The 17,299-nt window shown below is 57.6% G+C and carries 18 protein-coding genes and 1 pseudogene; 8 read left to right on the top strand and 11 right to left on the bottom strand.

All coding sequences use genetic code 11. The features are described from left to right. The first annotated feature begins 155 nt into the window (after nt 1-155). The gene (locus G9X48_RS17065; RefSeq protein WP_097641526.1) at nt 156-818 is read left to right on the top strand and encodes an OmpA family lipoprotein; all 663 of its coding nucleotides are present in this window, start codon (nt 156-158) and stop codon (nt 816-818) included. 46 nt (nt 819-864) lie between these two features. Here G9X48_RS17065 and zinT read toward each other — a convergent pair whose 3' ends face one another. Further along, the gene (gene zinT, locus G9X48_RS17060; protein WP_085045968.1) at nt 865-1,503 is read right to left on the bottom strand and encodes a metal-binding protein ZinT; all 639 of its coding nucleotides are present in this window, start codon (nt 1,501-1,503) and stop codon (nt 865-867) included. Between the two features lie 202 nt (nt 1,504-1,705). Here zinT and G9X48_RS17055 point away from each other — a divergent pair, with 202 nt between their 5' ends. From G9X48_RS17055 to ghrB, 5 genes are all read left to right on the top strand, one after another. After that, nucleotides 1,706-2,725, top strand: a complete 1,020-nt coding sequence (locus tag G9X48_RS17055; protein ID WP_166499968.1) for a LacI family DNA-binding transcriptional regulator — start codon at nt 1,706-1,708, stop codon at nt 2,723-2,725. A gap of 112 nt (nt 2,726-2,837) precedes the next feature. Further along, nucleotides 2,838-3,587: an epimerase gene (locus tag G9X48_RS17050; RefSeq protein ID WP_097641528.1), complete on the top strand. Its 750-nt coding sequence runs from the start codon at nt 2,838-2,840 to the stop codon at nt 3,585-3,587. A 2-nt stretch (nt 3,588-3,589) separates the two neighbouring features. Beyond that, a complete protein-coding gene (locus G9X48_RS17045; protein WP_097641529.1) occupies nt 3,590-4,531 on the top strand; it encodes a sugar kinase in 942 nt (313 codons plus the stop codon). Between the two features lie 163 nt (nt 4,532-4,694). After that, a complete protein-coding gene (locus G9X48_RS17040; protein ID WP_097641530.1) occupies nt 4,695-5,975 on the top strand; it encodes an MFS transporter in 1,281 nt (426 codons plus the stop codon). 70 nt (nt 5,976-6,045) lie between these two features. Beyond that, nucleotides 6,046-7,020: a glyoxylate/hydroxypyruvate reductase GhrB gene (gene ghrB, locus G9X48_RS17035; protein ID WP_097641531.1), complete on the top strand. Its 975-nt coding sequence runs from the start codon at nt 6,046-6,048 to the stop codon at nt 7,018-7,020. 64 nt (nt 7,021-7,084) lie between these two features. Here ghrB and G9X48_RS17030 read toward each other — a convergent pair whose 3' ends face one another. The 3 genes and pseudogenes from G9X48_RS17030 to G9X48_RS21550 all read right to left on the bottom strand — a co-directional run. Further along, the gene (locus G9X48_RS17030) at nt 7,085-7,795 is read right to left on the bottom strand and encodes a DUF3053 domain-containing protein (RefSeq protein WP_105629588.1); all 711 of its coding nucleotides are present in this window, start codon (nt 7,793-7,795) and stop codon (nt 7,085-7,087) included. A 252-nt stretch (nt 7,796-8,047) separates the two neighbouring features. Beyond that, the gene (locus tag G9X48_RS17025; RefSeq protein ID WP_004387602.1) at nt 8,048-8,206 is read right to left on the bottom strand and encodes a type I toxin-antitoxin system Hok family toxin; all 159 of its coding nucleotides are present in this window, start codon (nt 8,204-8,206) and stop codon (nt 8,048-8,050) included. Then, nucleotides 8,163-8,252: pseudogene (locus tag G9X48_RS21550) on the bottom strand (DUF5431 family protein); the annotation flags it as partial. The pseudogene G9X48_RS21550 and the gene G9X48_RS17025, both read right to left, overlap by 44 nt. A gap of 514 nt (nt 8,253-8,766) precedes the next feature. Here G9X48_RS21550 and G9X48_RS17020 point away from each other — a divergent pair. After that, nucleotides 8,767-9,060 (top strand): HTH-type transcriptional regulator, encoded by a 294-nt coding sequence (locus G9X48_RS17020; protein ID WP_004387600.1) that lies wholly within the window; start codon nt 8,767-8,769, stop codon nt 9,058-9,060. 141 nt (nt 9,061-9,201) lie between these two features. Here G9X48_RS17020 and G9X48_RS17015 read toward each other — a convergent pair whose 3' ends face one another. The 4 genes from G9X48_RS17015 to G9X48_RS17000 all read right to left on the bottom strand — a co-directional run bounded on the left by G9X48_RS17015 (nt 9,202) and on the right by G9X48_RS17000 (nt 13,079). Beyond that, nucleotides 9,202-9,354 (bottom strand): Hok/Gef family protein, encoded by a 153-nt coding sequence (locus G9X48_RS17015; RefSeq protein ID WP_071602584.1) that lies wholly within the window; start codon nt 9,352-9,354, stop codon nt 9,202-9,204. A gap of 304 nt (nt 9,355-9,658) precedes the next feature. Further along, nucleotides 9,659-11,728: a glycine--tRNA ligase subunit beta gene (gene glyS, locus G9X48_RS17010; RefSeq protein ID WP_007779329.1), complete on the bottom strand. Its 2,070-nt coding sequence runs from the start codon at nt 11,726-11,728 to the stop codon at nt 9,659-9,661. Between the two features lie 9 nt (nt 11,729-11,737). After that, on the bottom strand, nt 11,738-12,649 hold the full coding sequence (gene glyQ / locus G9X48_RS17005; RefSeq protein WP_004387598.1) for a glycine--tRNA ligase subunit alpha: 912 nt from the start codon (nt 12,647-12,649) through the stop codon (nt 11,738-11,740). A gap of 118 nt (nt 12,650-12,767) precedes the next feature. Continuing rightward, entirely contained in the window at nt 12,768-13,079 is a 312-nt protein-coding gene (locus tag G9X48_RS17000; protein WP_097641532.1) for a YsaB family lipoprotein, read from the bottom strand. A gap of 187 nt (nt 13,080-13,266) precedes the next feature. Here G9X48_RS17000 and G9X48_RS16995 point away from each other — a divergent pair, with 187 nt between their 5' ends. Continuing rightward, a complete protein-coding gene (locus G9X48_RS16995) occupies nt 13,267-14,259 on the top strand; it encodes an acyltransferase (RefSeq protein ID WP_097641533.1) in 993 nt (330 codons plus the stop codon). Here G9X48_RS16995 and G9X48_RS16990 read toward each other — a convergent pair. The 3 genes from G9X48_RS16990 to xylB form a co-directional block, all read right to left on the bottom strand. Continuing rightward, complete coding sequence (locus G9X48_RS16990) at nt 14,252-15,172, bottom strand: helix-turn-helix domain-containing protein (protein ID WP_097641534.1); 921 nt, start codon at nt 15,170-15,172, stop codon at nt 14,252-14,254. The two genes, G9X48_RS16995 and G9X48_RS16990, sit on opposite strands and share 8 nt — an antisense overlap. Beyond that, nucleotides 15,169-15,711, bottom strand: coding sequence for an isochorismatase family protein (locus tag G9X48_RS16985; protein WP_080321451.1), 543 nt, complete (start codon nt 15,709-15,711; stop codon nt 15,169-15,171). Before G9X48_RS16985 ends, G9X48_RS16990 begins: the two co-directional genes overlap by 4 nt. A gap of 122 nt (nt 15,712-15,833) precedes the next feature. Beyond that, nucleotides 15,834-17,288 (bottom strand): xylulokinase, encoded by a 1,455-nt coding sequence (gene xylB, locus G9X48_RS16980; protein ID WP_097641535.1) that lies wholly within the window; start codon nt 17,286-17,288, stop codon nt 15,834-15,836. Nucleotides 17,289-17,299: the final 11 nt, after the last annotated feature.

Genomic DNA, 17,299 nt, shown 5'->3' with positions numbered 1-17,299 from the left:
CAGATGAGGCGGCGTGAGTATGGCTACTTTGTCGCCGCTCGATTCGTTATGGATAAAAAATCAGAACACTTCCCGGAATTTTCATCACATTCCCCCGTCATAATCAACCTCCGCCACTCCAGGCGAACCAGAATTAAATTGAATAAGGATATGCGATGAAAAAACGCATCATTTTTGTGGCCGCGATGGTCAGCGGCTCACTGGCCCTTTCAGGCTGCACCACAAACCCTTACACCGGCGAACGCGAAGCGGGTAAATCCGGCATTGGCGCGGGCATTGGCTCGCTGGTGGGCGCGGGCGTCGGCGTGCTTTCTTCGTCGAAAAAAGATCGCGGCAAAGGCGCGCTGATTGGCGCGGCGGCGGGCGCAGCGCTCGGCGGCGGCGTGGGTTACTACATGGACGTGCAGGAAGCGAAACTGCGTCAGAAAATGCAGGGCACCGGCGTGAGCGTCACCCGCAGCGGCGATAACATCATCCTGAATATGCCGAACAACGTGACCTTCGACAGCAGCCAGGCGAATCTGAAACCGGCGGGCGCGAATACGCTGACCGGCGTGGCGATGGTGCTGAAAGAGTACCCGAAAACCGCGGTGAACGTGGTGGGCTACACCGACAGCACCGGCGGGCAGGCGCTGAACATGAAGCTGTCGCAGCAGCGCGCGGAAAGCGTCGCCAGCGCGCTCATCACTCAGGGCGTTGCCGCTAACCGCATCCGCACCAGCGGCATGGGCCCGGCGAACCCGGTCGCCAGCAACAGCACCGAAGAAGGTAAAGCGCAGAACCGTCGCGTGGAAATCACCTTAAGCCCGCTGCAGTAACGGGCGACAGCCTCATCGGGAAAGCCCGATGAGGCTGCTTCACACCTTAGTGGTGCAGCATTTCATCCACCACCTGCGCTTTGCTTAACTGGTACGGATAGTACGTTGGCCAGTTATCCATCTCTTTCAGCAGCGCCTCATGGGATGTGTTTCCCATGTAAATGTGATAGTGCGCGGATTTACGCGGCGCGATGGTGTGATCGCTGAACTGCACAAACTTCGGCGCTTTTGACGCGCTGTCGGTGCATTCAAACAGGTAGCGCACGCCTTTTTTGCCGGAGGCGTACTGCAAAATCTTATAGCCGTTATATTTATACGCGCAGGCGTTCACCGTCTGCCCGACGTGAAACTCCATCACGTTGTTTTCAATGCCGATCATTTCAACATCCGTGGCGTACCCTTTTTTGTAATACGCGCGATACTCTTCAACGGTTTTACCGCCTTCCTTCGCTTTTTTCGCCAGCACCGGATCGAGATCGCCGCTCATTAGATACGGATAGATCGACTGCCAGACGCCGTCCCAGTCGCTAAGCGCGCGGTCTTTGACATCTTTATCGTTGAACACCCCTTCGCTCGCCTGGCGTTCCGCCTCCGTCAACGGCTTGCCGTGGTGATGTCCGTGCGCCGCGCTTTGAGCGCTTGCCAGCAGAAGCCCCATTCCCAGTAATAAGGCTAACTTCTTCATCTCTGTCACTCTCCTGTGTGTTAATTATAAATTGATACGTTATAACATAATAAATAACAATGCCACACCTTGAGAGCCGGAAAATCACGGGTGCCAATTATGCCCGCCAGGTAAACGCCTGCTTTACGACAGCCACCGAAATAATCTAATAATAAAAACAGTCACCTGCCCCGCCGGTGTTTTAGCCTGAGAAGGAAGCCTCATGACCACCAAAGCGTCACGCCCCACCATCAGCGACGTCGCCCGCGCCGCGAAAACCGGTAAAACCAGCGTTTCCCGCTACCTGAACGGCGAAAAACATCTGCTTTCCGAAGCGTTGCTGGCACGCATTGAGCAGGCCATCGCCCAGCTCGATTACCGGCCTAACCAGATGGCGCGCGGCCTGAAGCGTGGGCGTACACGGTTAATAGGCCTTATCATCGCCGATATTACCAACCCCTATTCGGTCAATGTGTTAAGCGGCATTGAGGCGGCCTGTCGGGAGAAAGGCTTTACGCCGCTGGTCTGTAACACCAATAACGAGCTCGATCAGGAGCTGCATTATCTGGATCTCCTGCGTAGCTATCAGGTGGAAGGCATCGTGGTGAATGCGGTCGGCATGCGCGAAGAGGGGCTGAACCGGCTGCAACAGTCGGCACTACCGATGGTATTGATCGACCGTAAAATCCCGGACTTCGCCTGCGATGTCGTCGGGCTCGACAACACCCAGGCGGCGACCACCGCCACGGAACATCTTATCGAACAGGGCTTTGAGGCGCTGTTGTTCTTAAGCGAGCCGCTCGGGACGGTAAACACCCGCCGCGAACGCCTGACCGCTTTTCGCGCTACCGCCGCCCGCTACCCTGGCGTCGTCGCGGAAAATGCCGAAACGCCGCTGCACGAGGCGGATCATCTCGACAATACCCTGCGCCACTTCCACATCCGTTTTCGCGGAATGCGCAAAGCGGTCATCTCCGCCAACGGCGCGCTGACGCTCCAGGTGGCGCGCTCGCTCAGGCGTATCGGGCTGAACTGGGGTGCCGATATCGGGCTGCTCGGCTTTGACGAGCTGGAGTGGGCGGAGCTGGCAGGCGTCGGGATCACCACGCTGAAACAGCCGACCTGGCAGATTGGTTACGCTGCCCTTGAGCAGGTCGTCAGGCGCATCGAAGGCCAGGCGCAGGCGGTGCGGGAGCAGGTTTTCTCCGGCGAGCTTATCGTGCGCGGCTCGACGGCGCGCTGAACGATGGTTCGTGACCCCGATCATAAATTCGCCATCCTGGACTTCTCTTTGGAACCGGTTCCATCTAGCGTATTAACTATGTTATGCAGATGTAATCACTCCGGAGAAGTTAATGGAGAGAGAAATTATCGTCGTCACCGCCGCTTACGGTAACGACAAAATCAAAGCCCTCGGCGGCCAGCAGGCCGTACTGCCGATCATCGCGGGCGCAGGCGCTGACGGCGTGGAGATCCGCCGTGAACTGCTCGATCCCACGGAGATCGACACCCTGCCCGCGCTGGCGCAGGCGATCGCCTCTCATCACCTGAAAGCCTGCTATTCAGCACCCGAACCGCTGTTTGAACACGACGGCAAAATTAACGCGCGCCTGCCCTCGCTGCTGGCCGAAGCTCATGAACTCAACGCCCGCTGGCTTAAGCTTTCACTCGGGCATTTCAGTCATCCGCACCAGGCGGAGCCGCTGGCGGGCCTTCTGGCGCTGAGCGACGTCGCGCTGGTCGTGGAAAACGATCAGACCGAATGTGGCCGCCTTGAACCGATGCGCCGCTTTCTCGCCGCCAGCAAAACGCTCAATCTTCCCGTCCGCCTGACGTTCGACATGGCCAACTGGCTGTGGGTGGACGATGCGCCGGAAGAGGCCGCCCGCGCGCTTTGCGCAGGCGTCAGCTATATCCATGTTAAAGCCGCCACCGCGCATCACTACCACTATCGCGCCATCGCGCTGGATGACGCCGGGCCGCGCTGGCGCACGCTGCTGAATATGCTGCCGCCGGACGCGCCGCGCGGTATTGAGTTTCCGCTGGAAGGCCGCGACCTGACCGCCGTGACCCGTCATTACGTCAACCTGCTGCGCGAGGAGTGAACATGGAACAGCCACTGGATGTGATTACCATCGGCGAAGCGATGGCGATGTTTGTCGCGACCGAGCCCGGCGATCTGGCACAGGTAGAACACTTTTTTAAACGCGTCGCGGGGGCGGAGCTGAATGTCGCCACCGGTCTCGCGCGTCTCGGATTACAGGTGAGCTGGGTGAGCCGCGTCGGCAACGATTCGTTTGGCCGCTTCGTCCTGAATCAGCTCGAAAAAGAGGGCATCGCCACGCGTGGCGTGACGATCGACGACCGCTACCCGACCGGTTTTCAGCTGAAATCGAAAGTTACCGATGGAACCGATCCCAGCGTGGAGTATTTCCGCAAAGGCTCCGCCGCGAGCCATCTGAGCGGCGAAGATTTTAATGCCCCACTGTTTTACAGCGCTCGTCACCTGCACCTGAGCGGCGTCGCAGCAGCACTTTCCCCGACCTCATATCAGCTACTGGATCACGCGGCGCGCGCCATGAAAACCCAGGGCAAGACGATCTCCTTTGATCCGAATCTGCGCCCGGTGCTGTGGAAAAGTGAGGCGGAGATGACAGAGAAACTCAACCAGCTCGCCTGTATGGCCGACTGGGTGCTGCCGGGCCTGAAAGAAGGCCAGATCCTGACCGGCCAGCAGAGCCCGAAAGGGATTGCCGATTTCTACCTGACGCGCGGCGTGAAAGCGGTCGTTATCAAAACCGGTGCTGACGGCGCCTGGTATCAGAGCGCCAGCGGCGAGCAGGGTACGGTGGCAGCGGTGAAGGTCGAAAACGTAGTCGATACGGTGGGCGCGGGCGATGGCTTTGCGGTGGGCGTGATAAGCGCGCTGCTGGAAGGTAAAACGCTGCGCGAGGCGGCGACCCGCGGTAACAAAATCGGCGCGCTGGCCATCCAGGTTCAGGGCGACAGCGAAGGGCTGCCGACTCGCGCGCAGCTTGGCGAGTCATAAGTCTTCAGGTTTTTTAAGGCGATACATCACAAGACGAGTTTCCCCTCTCCTTTGAGAGAGGGCGGGCATGAGGAAAACCTCACCCACACATCACTAGTATGAACAGCTTCCGTCGTCCCCTACACCGACGAGACGCATCCACCTCAACCATAGAGGGAATACGATGAAAAGTCCGACTAACGCTCCAAAACGCTGGTGGTACATCATGCCGGTCGTGTTTATCACGTACAGCCTGGCGTACCTCGATCGCGCAAACTTTAGTTTCGCTTCGGCGGCTGGTATTAATGACGATCTCGGCATTACCAAAGGCATTTCATCGCTGCTGGGCGCCCTGTTCTTCCTCGGCTACTTCTTTTTCCAGATCCCTGGCGCGATTTACGCCGAGCGCCGCAGCGTGCGTAAACTCATTTTCATCTGCCTGATTCTGTGGGGCGGCTGCGCGTCGCTGACCGGCGTGGTCAGCAATATCCCGATGCTGGCGGCGATCCGCTTTATCCTCGGCGTGGTGGAAGCCGCCGTCATGCCCGCCATGCTGATTTACATCAGTAACTGGTTTACGAAATCGGAGCGTTCGCGCGCCAACACCTTTCTGATTCTCGGTAACCCAGCCACAGTGCTGTGGATGTCGGTGGTCTCGGGCTATCTCATTCAGGCGTTCGGCTGGCGTGAAATGTTCATCATCGAAGGCATCCCGGCGGTTATCTGGGCGTTCTGCTGGTGGGTGCTGGTGAAGGATAAACCGTCGCAGGTGAAGTGGCTGGCGGATGACGAGAAAGCGGCGCTCCAGGCGCAGCTGAATAAAGAGCAGGAAGGCATTAAAGCGGTGCGCAATTACGGCGAAGCCTTCCGCTCGCGCAACGTTATTCTGCTTTGCGCGCAGTATTTCGCATGGAGCATCGGCGTTTACGGCTTTGTGCTGTGGCTGCCATCCATCATCCGCAGCGGCAGTGAAAACATGGGCATGGTGGAAGTGGGCTGGCTCTCCGCCGTGCCCTATCTCGCCGCGACCATCGCCATGATTATCGTCTCCTGGGCCTCCGATAAAATGCAGAACCGCAAGCTGTTCGTCTGGCCGCTGCTGCTGATTGGCGGGCTGGCGTTTATCGGCTCCTGGGCGCTCGGCGCGAACCATTTCTGGGCGTCTTACACCCTGCTGGTGATTGCCGGTGCCGCGATGTACGCCCCGTATGGCCCGTTCTTTGCGATTATCCCGGAGATGCTGCCGAAGAATGTGGCCGGCGGCGCGATGGCGCTTATCAACAGCATGGGCGCGCTCGGCTCGTTCGTCGGCTCCTGGGTGGTCGGCTATCTTAACGGCGCAACCGGCAACCCGTCTGCCTCATACATTTTTATGGGGGTGGCGCTTTTCGCCTCGGTGTGGCTCACTTTGATAGTCAAACCGGCCACCAGCCAACGGCTGCCGGTGGGCGCGCGCCACGCGTAACACGCTGCGGGCGGCGTGATGCCGTCCGCTTGTCTATTCTTTCTGTTTTGTTCAAAAGCTGGAGACCTGCATGAAGCCGTCCGTCATTCTCTACAAATCCCTGCCTGACGATTTGCTTGCCCGCCTGGAGAGCCACTTCAACGTGACCCGTGTGCCAGATCTGAGCCCGGAGACCATTGAGGCTCATGGCAGCGCATTTAGCGAGGCGCAGGGGCTGCTGGGTTCGAGCGAAAAGGTAGACGCGGCGCTGCTTGAGAAAATGCCCGCGCTTCGCGCCGCCTCGACGGTTTCCGTGGGGTATGACAATTTCGACGTGGACGCGCTGAGCGCAAAAAAGATAGCGCTGATGCACACGCCTACGGTGCTGACCGAAACGGTCGCCGATACGCTGATGACGCTGGTGCTGACGACCGCGCGCCGCGCACTCGAAGTGGCGGAGCGGGTTAAAGCGGGCGAATGGACCGGCAGCATCGGCCCGGACTGGTTCGGCTGCGACGTTCACCACAAAACGCTGGGCATCGTCGGCATGGGTCGTATTGGTCTCGCGCTGGCGCAGCGCGCGCATTTCGGCTTTAACATGCCGATTCTCTACAACGCCCGTCGCCATCACAGCGAGGCGGAAGAGCGCTTTAACGCGCGCTACTGTGACCTGGATACGCTGCTCGCCGAATCCGATTTCGTCTGCGTCATTCTGCCGCTCACCGACGAGACGCATCACATGATTGGCGCAGAACAGTTCCGCAAAATGAAGAAATCAGCGATTTTCATCAACGCAGGCCGCGGGCCGGTGGTGGATGAAAACGCGTTGATTGCCGCGCTGCAAAGCGGTGAGATCCACGCGGCCGGGCTGGATGTGTTCGAGCAGGAGCCGCTTTCGAAAGACTCTCCACTGCTGACGCTGAAGAATGTGGTCGCGCTGCCGCATATCGGCTCCGCCACTCACGAGACGCGCTATAACATGGCCGCCTGCGCGGTCGATAACCTTATCAACGCGCTTAATGGCGACGTGTCGCAGAACTGCGTGAATCCGAAGGCGGTGAAGTAAAAACCACCTCCGGAGAAGTGGTTTAGCGTGACAATAAAAAACGGCTCATAAGAGCCGTTTTTTTTCACTGCATCGCGTTGGTCGCGGCCGTGTAAGCCTGGGTGAAGGCCTGATGTTGCGCGGCGAGCGGGCCTATCAGCGCGTTATACTCGCTCGCCTGCTGCGACGTCGGGAACTGGATGCCGTTAGCCGCAAAGCCCACCTGCGTGCCCTGCTGCGCGATGAAATCACCGACCTGCACCAGTTGCTGAGTGAACGTCTGCGCGGCGGGGATCAGCGGCTGCAGCGCGTTAGCCGGGCCGGTTACCACTTTTTCATAGGCTTTATCAAATACCGGCTTCAGATCGTCTGCCTGCTTAAGCGACGCGTGAGAGCTGTCCGCCTGCATTTTCGCGTTCTGCAACTGCTGGCTCATTACGCCCAGCGAACCGTTGGCCTGGCGCAGCGCTTCACGCTGGGTCATGTAATCCTGCGGCACGCGAATGCTGTTTACGCTATCCACTACCGGGCGGATGCCGGCGTCCATCGCCTGGTTCACCTGCTGAGAGTAGCTGTAAAGGATGGCATAGTCGGAAACGAACGGACCGAACTGTTTTTTCTGATCGGCGGTCAGCGTCGGCAAACGTTCGCCGCTACGCATTACCGTGTTTTGCAGAAAATCGACGAACGCTTTGCGCTGGTCGCCCTCTTTATCAAAACACCCGCTCAGGCTGAATACCATTAACAACGCCGCCAGCGGCGCGAACCAGCGAGAGCAGGACTTACCTGTCGCCATTTTTTTGCTCCTTTCACTCATCAACGCGCACACCACTGCCAGTGTGCTTCAACGCCCACAAGGATAGTTCAGACGCGCCGCGCAGGATACCCTTTATTGCGCTGCAAAAGCGATTATGCGAAAGGCAGCGCGCCGTGCGTAAAAAAGGGCCGCCAGCCTGCGCTGACGACCCTTAATAAAGACGCTCACAGCCATACCGCCCCATAGCCTCGCCTGGCCTGAAAAGGCGGGGTTTCCCCCGCCCTCCAGACGCTACTTACCGGATTCGTAAGCCAGAAACGCAGCGGCCTCCCGATATCTGTCCTTATAACGGATTTCGCACAGCGATTTCCTGATAAGGAGCGTGAATATTAATAGCGTGGTACAAACGATTAATACGCACCAGATAAGCGCATTTCGCGGTAGTTTCATCAGCTTCTTTTCCTTGTCTTGCGACGGGTAAGAGGCTAATCTGCATATGTTCAGTATGGAGACAGCCTCGTTGGTTAATGAAAATTGACCTTCGGGGCTTTCTTCTTTCTGCCATCCGCTATAGCGGTAACTTTGCTGATTGCCGGAGGCTAAAAGCCTCAAGCGCCGGGCGTATTTTACGCTGCCTTTTTAAGCTGCCAGAATGTGATTCGGTGCTTTTCAGAAACCGACATGAGTGCTTTCCCATCGCATGACTGGAACCCTGTATATGAGCGTCAGAAGAGCGGTGCGCGCGTTCTAAAACGCCGGGCTTATGGCGGGATCGCGCAGGGGATAAAGGATCGCGCCATGATCTTTTACAAAACTATACTTTCTTAAGATTAATCCCAATATCAATCAATTAGGACGAGATATTCCACCACCGAACCGCCACAACCGGCGCTCGCCAGTCAACAAGCGCAAAATCTTATACTACCCTGCCCACAGTTTGGTTTTTTCCGAACTATGATTAAGAAGCTTCTTAGACGTTCACGATCCCGCTGTGTGATTAGGAGTCCAAAATGGAATCTAAAGACCCTATGTTTGAGTTGCTCAGCAGCCTCGAACAAATTGTATTAAAGAAAGATGCCTCTGATACGGTTACCCTGACGCAGAAACCTAACGTGTTTACAGAATTTGAACTGTTACGCAAAAGAACGGGCCTGAAAACAGATGATTTGGCTCGTGTGATGGGTGTCAGTGTCGCCATGGTTCAGGAGTGGGAATCCCGCCGCGTGAAACCCTCCAGCACCGAACTGAAGCTGATGCGCCTGATTCAGGCGAATCCCATGCTCAGTAAACAACTCATGGAATGAAACGCAAGCCAGTACACTTTTTTTCGCAAACAAAACGCCCCCGCCAATGCGGGGGCGTTGCTTTTCAGAATACATTTGGGTGCGTGCAGGCCAACCCGCCCTCCTGACCAGTGGGTGGGGGATTGCTCCCCCATCCAAAGGCTACTTCCCTGGTTCGTAAGCAAGGATTGCCCGTATTTCCCGGCTTCCCTCTTTAATAGTGAATTCACATAAGCGATCACGCATTATTAAGGCGAAACACAGCACCGTAATACACAGCGCTAATATGCTTAAAAAAGCATATCGGGATTTTATTGGCATAATTGCCTCCTTATAGGGAAGAGGCTACAATCAGGCTGTTGGGTTCTGATTGCAGCCTCCCCCGAGGTTAAATGGAATTAACTTAGGGGGGCATTCATCTGACCAGCCTTTGCATCATGCCCAAGCCAGCCTGAGCACCCGCGCGCTATATTATCCGCAACCGGCTTAGTAATAATTACGTGACCGCGTAATAACCCTTCGCTTTTTGTATTATGATAATAAAATAAGAATTCAACGTAGCGAAAATCGCTATAAAAAAACCCGCCAGCGGCGGGTTTTTTATTATTAACGGAACACGTTACTGCAGCAGGGAAATATCCGCCACTTGCAGGAACAGTGCACGTAATTTTGACAGCAGCGTCAGACGATTAATACGCACCTGCGCATCGTCCGCGTTAACCATCACTTTTTCGAAGAACTCATCCACCGGCTCACGCAGCTGCGCCAGTTCGACCAGCGCTTCCTGGTAGCGGCCTTCCGCAAACAGCGGCTGCAGCTTGTCGCGCATTACAGCTACCTGCAGCGCCAGACGAATTTCCGGATCTTCTTTCAGCACAGATGCATGAACTTCATCGTTCAGCGGCTCGGTGGCTTTCGCGAGAATGTTGGAAACGCGTTTGTTCGCTGCGGCCAGCGCCACGGCTTCATCCAGAGTACGGAAGTGCGACACCGCCTTCATGCGGGCATCGAAATCCGCCGGGCGGGTCGGACGATTCGCCAGCACCGCCTGAATGGTGTCGACGCTGTAGCCTTCATCCTGATACCACGCGCGGAAGCGGCCCAGCATAAAGTCCACGACATCATCCACCACTTTCGCGTTGGTCAGCTTGCTGCCGTACAGGCGCACCGCTTCTTCCGTCAGGGTTTGCAGATCGAGCGGCAGGTTTTTCTCAACGATGATACGCAGCACGCCAAGGGCAGCGCGGCGCAGCGCGAACGGGTCTTTATCGCCTTTCGGATGCTGACCGATACCGAAAATCCCGGCCAGCGTATCCATTTTATCGGCAATCGCCACGGCGCACGCCACCAGGCTTGACGGCAGCGCATCGCCTGCAAAGCGCGGCATATACTGCTCGTTCAGCGCCACCGCAACGTCTTCAGACTCGCCATCATGACGCGCGTAGTGCATGCCCATGACGCCCTGGGTGTCGGTAAACTCAAACACCATATTAGTCATCAGATCGCATTTGGAGAGCAGGCCCGCACGCGTCGCGTGATTCACATCAGCGCCGATCTGGCTCGCAATCCAGCCGGAAAGCGCCTGAATGCGATCGGTTTTGTCGCGCAGCGTGCCGAGCTGCTGCTGGAACAGCACGGTTTCAAGACGCGGCAGGTGATCTTCCAGACGTTTTTTGCGGTCGGTGTTGAAGAAGAATTCCGCATCCGCCAGACGCGGACGCACCACTTTTTCGTTACCGGAGATAATCTGGCGCGGATCTTTGGACTCGATATTCGCCACAAAGATAAAGTTCGGCAGCAGCTTGCCGTCGGTACCGTAGACCGGGAAATATTTCTGGTCGCCTTTCATGGTGTAGACCAGCGCTTCCGCCGGCACCGCCAGGAATTTCTCTTCGAATTTCGCGGTCAGCACTACCGGCCATTCCACCAGCGAGGTGACTTCTTCAAGCAGGCTGTCGCTCAGATCGGCATTGCCGCCAATTTTTGCGGCCGCGGCTTCGGCGTCCTGCTGAATTTTGGCTTTACGCGCGTTATAGTCGGCGATGACTTTGCCGCGCTCCAGCAGGATCTGCGGGTACTGATCGGCGTGGTCGATAGTGAATTCCGGCTCGCCCATAAAGCGATGACCACGGATCACGCGATCGGACTGAATGCCGAGAATCGTCGCCGGCAGCACTTCATCGTCCAGCAGCAGCGTCACGGTGTGAACCGGGCGTACGAACTGCACGTCGGACGCGCCCCAGCGCATCAGTTTCGGAATCGGCAATTTAGACAGCGCGGTGCTCACCATATTCGGCAGCAGCGCCTGCGCGCTTTCGCCTTTCACATGGGCGCGATACATCAGCCACTCGCCTTTGTCGGTGACCAGACGCTCCGCCTGATCGACAGTAATGCCGCAGCCGCGCGCCCAGCCTTCCGCCGCTTTGCTCGGATTGCCCTCGGCGTCAAACGCCGCGGAGACAGCCGGGCCACGTTTTTCGACTTCGCGATCCGGCTGGGATGCTGCCAGATTCGCCACTTTCAGCGCCAGACGACGCGGCGCCGCAAACCAGCTCACGACGCCGTGGGTCAGGCCCGCCGCGTCCAGTTCAGCAGTAAAGTTCGCAGCGAAGGATTCCGCCAGGCTGCGCAGGGCTTTTGGTGGCAGCTCTTCAGTGCCAATCTCCACCAGAAAAGTTTTCTCAGACATGGCAGCCTCTTATTTATTTCTGTTGCACATCGGGAAGCCCAGCGCCTCGCGGGAGGCGTAGTAGGCTTCGGCCACGGCTTTGGTCAGCGTGCGGATACGCAAAATGTAGCGCTGGCGCTCGGTCACCGAGATAGCCTTGCGCGCGTCCAGCAGGTTGAAGCTGTGGGCGGCTTTCAGAATACGTTCATAAGCAGGCAGCGGCAGGGGGTTTTCCAGCGCCAGCAGCTGTTGAGCTTCTTTTTCGTACTGCTCAAAGCAGGTGAACAGGAAATCCACGTCGGCGTATTCGAAGTTATAGGTGGATTGCTCCACTTCGTTCTGATGGAACACGTCGCCGTAAGTGGTTTTGCCAAGCGGGCCATCGCTCCAGACCAGGTCATAAACGCTGTCCACGCCCTGAATGTACATGGCGAGACGCTCGAGGCCGTAAGTGATTTCACCGGTCACCGGTTTGCACTCCAGGCCGCCGACCTGCTGGAAGTAAGTGAACTGCGTCACTTCCATGCCGTTCAGCCACACTTCCCAGCCGAGGCCCCAGGCGCCGAGCGTCGGGTTTTCCCAGTTGTCTTCGACGAAGCGAATATCATGAATGGTCGGGTCCATACCCAGCTCTTTAAGCGACCCCAGGTACAGCTCCTGAATATTGTCCGGCGACGGCTTGATGATCACCTGGAACTGGTAGTAGTGCTGTAAACGGTTGGGGTTTTCGCCGTAGCGGCCATCGGTCGGGCGGCGGGAAGGCTGAACATAAGCGGCCGCGATAGGCTCCGGGCCCAGCGCCCGCAGGCAGGTCATCGGGTGGGAGGTGCCGGCGCCGACTTCCATGTCCAGAGGTTGAACGATGGTGCAGCCCTGACGAGCCCAGTAATCCTGTAAGGTCAGGATCAGGCCCTGAAAGGTCCTGGTATCAAACTTTTGCATATGATTTCGCACGCGATACGAGTGGGTTTATTTGGAAGCGGTCAGTATACCCGTTGACCGCCAGATATACAGCCTCAATCCACGACCAAAAGCGGGCGGTTGACGCGCAGTTGCGCCATTAACGCATGGAAAGGTGTAAAAATTGACCGTTCGCGTCGAAAGAGCAGGTAAAGCCCTCTTCACGCGCCGTATAGCCGCGCATTTCATAGCTTCCCTGATACGCCTCGAAACCGTTAACGGTGATATTCTGCGCATCGATATTGTAGCGATGAGCGGCTTTTGCTTTACATTGCTGCTCCATTTCCAGCGAGTGCGGCGCGCTGACACGTCCTTTTTGCGCATGCTGCGGATGCGCCTCCTCGTGACTGCAACCGGCCAGCGCGCCTGTGAACAGCATCAGCCAAAGCGTGCGGGGCAACAGCCTCGTCATAGTTTGTTATCTCCATGTTAAAATGACGACCAAAGCGCGGGTGACCGCAGCGGACAAAGGGCGTGCATTCTGCGAAATCGCCCTAAGGCTGACAACGGGCCGCCCTGAAACTCAGATTGTTCCGTGGAGCAGGATCCAGAATCAGGAAGTCACACTGCTGATAATTAAAGATGGTACAGAGGAACTGATGCAGCAAAAAATTCACTGGATAGACAATCTGCGCGCGATAGCCTGTCTGATGGTCATCATGATCCACACGACGACCTGGTATATTACTAATCCTTCACTGGTCAGCCCGATAAACTGGGATTTCGCCAACCTGCTGAACTCTGCGTCGCGCGTCAGCGTGCCGCTGTTTTTTATGATTTCAGGGTACCTGTTTTTCGGTGAACGCAGCGCCGGGCAGCGGCATTTTCTACGCATCGCGCTCTGCCTGGTTTTTTACAGCGCCGTGGCGCTCGCCTATATCGCGCTACTGACGCCAATTAATGGTGAGCTTTCGCTTAAGCTGTTGTTACAAAAGCCCGTTTTCTACCATTTATGGTTTTTCTTCGCCATTATCGTCATTTATCTGTTGTCGCCGCTGATAAGCGTAAAGCGCATCGATGGCCGGACGGCGCTGGCGCTTATCGTCCTGCTGGGTGTGGTGGCAAATCCCAATACCGTGGCGCAAAAGTTCGACGGCGTGCAGTGGCTGCCGGTGAATCTCTATATCAATGGCGATACGTTTTATTACGTGCTGTATGGGTTGATGGGCCGTGCCATCGGGATGATGGAAACGGAGCAGCGCCCCGTAAGCCTGCTGGCGGGTGTTGTGCTGGCGGTCAGCACCGTGTCGATTGCGAGCGGTACTCATCAGGCGCTCGAAAGCCACGGCAACTTTGCCGACACCTTTTATCTTTACTGCGGCCCGCTGGTGCTGATTGCCGCGTTAAGCCTGCTGGTACTGGCGAAAAATACGCTTAACCGCGACATTGCGCCGCTCGCGTTTATCGCACGTTATTCGCTGGGCATTTACGGCTTCCATGCGCTGATCATTCATTTTCTGCGCACGCGGCATATTGAATTTACGGCATGGCCGGCGCTGGATATCGCCTGGATTTTCAGTATGACGCTGGCGGGTAGCCTGGCGCTGGCCGCGCTGTTGCAGCGCGTCGACCGCCATCGTCTCGTCAGTTAATGGCGCGCGAGCGGGCGCGCTGAAACTGCCGGGCGGATGAAAACCCGGCAGCGACAGCCGCCTGCTCCGCGCCCTGCCCCTGCAATAAACACTGGCTGGCAAACGCCACGCGTAACTGTTCCAGATAATCACGAACGCTGATCCCCAGATGCTCTTTAAACAGCCGTGTGAGATGACGCGGGCTGACGTGTACACGCCCGGCAATCTCCGTCAGGCTCCATGCCGCCTGCGGATTTGCTGCCAGCAAATCCTGCGCGCGATGCACGGCGGGGTGTAAATGATTCCGGTAACGCAGCCACGGCGAGAGCTGCGGATCGTCGCCGGAGCGGCGAAACCAGACCACCATTTCACGCGCCACTTCAAGCGCCGCGCGCGGCCCGCACAGGCGATGGATCAGGTGCAAGCTTAAATCGATGCCGGACGTAATGCCGGCACTGGTCCAGATGCCGCGATCTTCCACAAAAATACGGTTATCGCGCACCTGCGCGCCGGGAGCTGCCGCTTTCAGGCGCGCCAGTACGTCATGGTGCGTGGTGCATTCAACGCCATGCAGCAGACCGGCTTTCGCCGCCAGCAGCGAGCCCGAGCAGACGCAGATAAGCGTAAGCTGCTGGCTGTGGATCAGCGGCTGAAGCCGCATCAGCCAGTTGCGGGCGGCCAGAGCCTGCGGCGTAGAAAACCAGCGGCTGGAATCCGCGACACCCGGCAGGACGAGCAGACTGCCTGGCGGCAGTGTTTCCGGCAGCGGCGCGAGACCCGCCACCTGTAAGCCGGTCGACATCACGACTCGCTCTTCAGGCCCGATGTAATTGAGGCTGAAGGCGTCACCCGCAAGCGCGAGCGTCTCCGCCGGGCCTGTTAAATCGAGCGCCATGACGCCAGGCAACACCACAAACCAGACAGGAATGGTCATCCCAAAGACTCCAGACATTGCGCCACGCTGCTGATCGTCGCAAAACGCCCTGCCAGCACCGTTTCGGTACGGTGGCGCAATGCGTCCACGTCCAGCGTCACGCCTTTCCAGGTCATCGGAAACGTCAGCGTCGCTTCGCTGACAAATGTCACCCGGTAACCCAGATCAGAGGCGACCCGCGTTGTGGTTTCGCAGCACTGCTCGGTACGGATACCGCAGATAATCAGGTGGTTAATATCTCTTTGGCGCAGCCATAAATCCAGCCCGGTGTCGGTAAACGCGTTATGAACATGCTTATGGAATGTCACGGCGGCCTTATGACGCAGGAAAGGCATTGGCGTTACAAAGCCCGATTCAAGCGTAAACACGTCGTCGCCATCGACATGAAAGATATCAATAATCGGAATATTGCGCGCTTCGCAGCCTGCAATAAGCGTGTTGATAGCCTCGCAAAACGCCGGAAAATCGTCTTCACGCCAGTAGCTGCGGTGAAAAAAGGATTGCTGAGTATCGATATTGATAAGTGCAGTACGCGTCATTTCAGGACACCTGTTTGAGTGGGGATGAACCCTATTCTCACAGGCATCACTGATACCGGGCAGACCAGAAAAGGACAAAAATCGGGTGTTTCAGGACGGCTTTCATAACACCCGTTTTTTGGTTATGACATCAACGGCAGTAACTGCCGGTAGAGCTTACGGAAGGTGTCGCGCTGCCCGGCATAACGCTGATGGCGCGCCGCATCCGGCTGATGCTGCTGTTCCAGCGCAAGCGGCGGCAGTAAGTCATTAAGGGGACGCTCTGGCGAAAGCGCAATCTGCGCAAGCCTTGCCGCGCCAAGCGCCGGGCCGACATCGCCGCCGGTGCGGTAATCCAGCGGCACACCGCTGATATCCGCCAGCATTTGCCGCCAGTACGCGCTGCGCGCGCCGCCACCAATCAGCGTAACGCTTTGTGGCGTCACCCCACACGCATGCACGACATCCATGCCGTCTGCCAGCGCATAACCCACGCCTTCCAGCACCGCGCGCGCCAGTTCGGCAGGCCCATGCTCGTGCGTCAGCCCGAAAAACACGCCTTTCGCCAGCGGATTGTTATGAGGTGTGCGCTCACCGGAAAGATACGGCAGGAACCAGACAGCACCCACGTCGTCGCGCGCGCTTTGCGCCGCGGTAAGCAGCGCTGGTACGCTTCCCGCGCCGGTAAGCCTTGCCGCCCAGTCGAGGCACGACGCAGCGCTCAGCATCACTGACATCAAATGCCAGCGCGCCGGTAAGGCATGGCAGAAACTATGCACCGCGCTTTCAGGGTTTGCCCGAAAGCCGTCGCTGACGGCAAAGTAAACGCCGGATGTACCGAGCGACAGCATCGCCTGGCCTGGTTCAGCAAGACCAACGCCCACCGCACCCGCGGCGTTATCGCCACCGCCTGCCACCACCGGCACTGCTTTCATGCCCCACGCCCTGGCAACGTCATCTTTCAGCTCGCCTGTGATTTCACTGCCTTCAAACAGCGCAGGCATATGCTCGCGTTGAAGGTGGCACGCCGCCAGCATGGCATCGCTCCAGTCGCGCTGCGCCACGTTCAACCACATCGTGCCTGCCGCATCGGACATGTCGCTCGCGAAAACACCGGTCATGCGCAGACGCAGGTAATCCTTTGGCAGCAGCACCTTGTCGGTTTGCCTGAAAATGTCCGGCTCGTGACGCGCCACCCACAGCAGTTTTGGCGCGGTGAAGCCGGGCATCATGAGATTGCCAGTAATTTCACGCGAATCGGGTACGTTTTCTTCAAGGATGGCGCACTCCTGCGCGCTTCGCCCGTCATTCCAGAGGATGGCCGGGCGCAAAATTCGCTGATGTGTATCGAGCAAGGTCGCGCCATGCATCTGTCCGCTCAAGCCAATCGCTTTCACGTCTCGTAGGCTGTGCTGCGCACCCAGCGCCTGCATAGCGCGATCAGTTGCCTGCCACCAGCTTTCGGGATCTTGCTCCGACCACAACGGCTGCGGGCGGAAGACCTGCAACGCTTCGCTGTGCGAGGCGACAAGCGCTCCCTGCTCATCCAGCAGAATAACTTTTACCCCTGATGTCCCAAGGTCGATCCCGATATACATAGCCGCTCCTG

Origin of the sequence: Cronobacter sp. HA18006 (assembly GCF_011605445.1) — a bacterium.
In the GTDB taxonomy this organism is placed as follows: domain Bacteria; phylum Pseudomonadota; class Gammaproteobacteria; order Enterobacterales; family Enterobacteriaceae; genus Cronobacter; species Cronobacter sakazakii.
The sequence above is the reverse complement of the archived record's forward strand: the minus strand, read 5'-3'. Positions and strand labels throughout refer to the sequence as shown.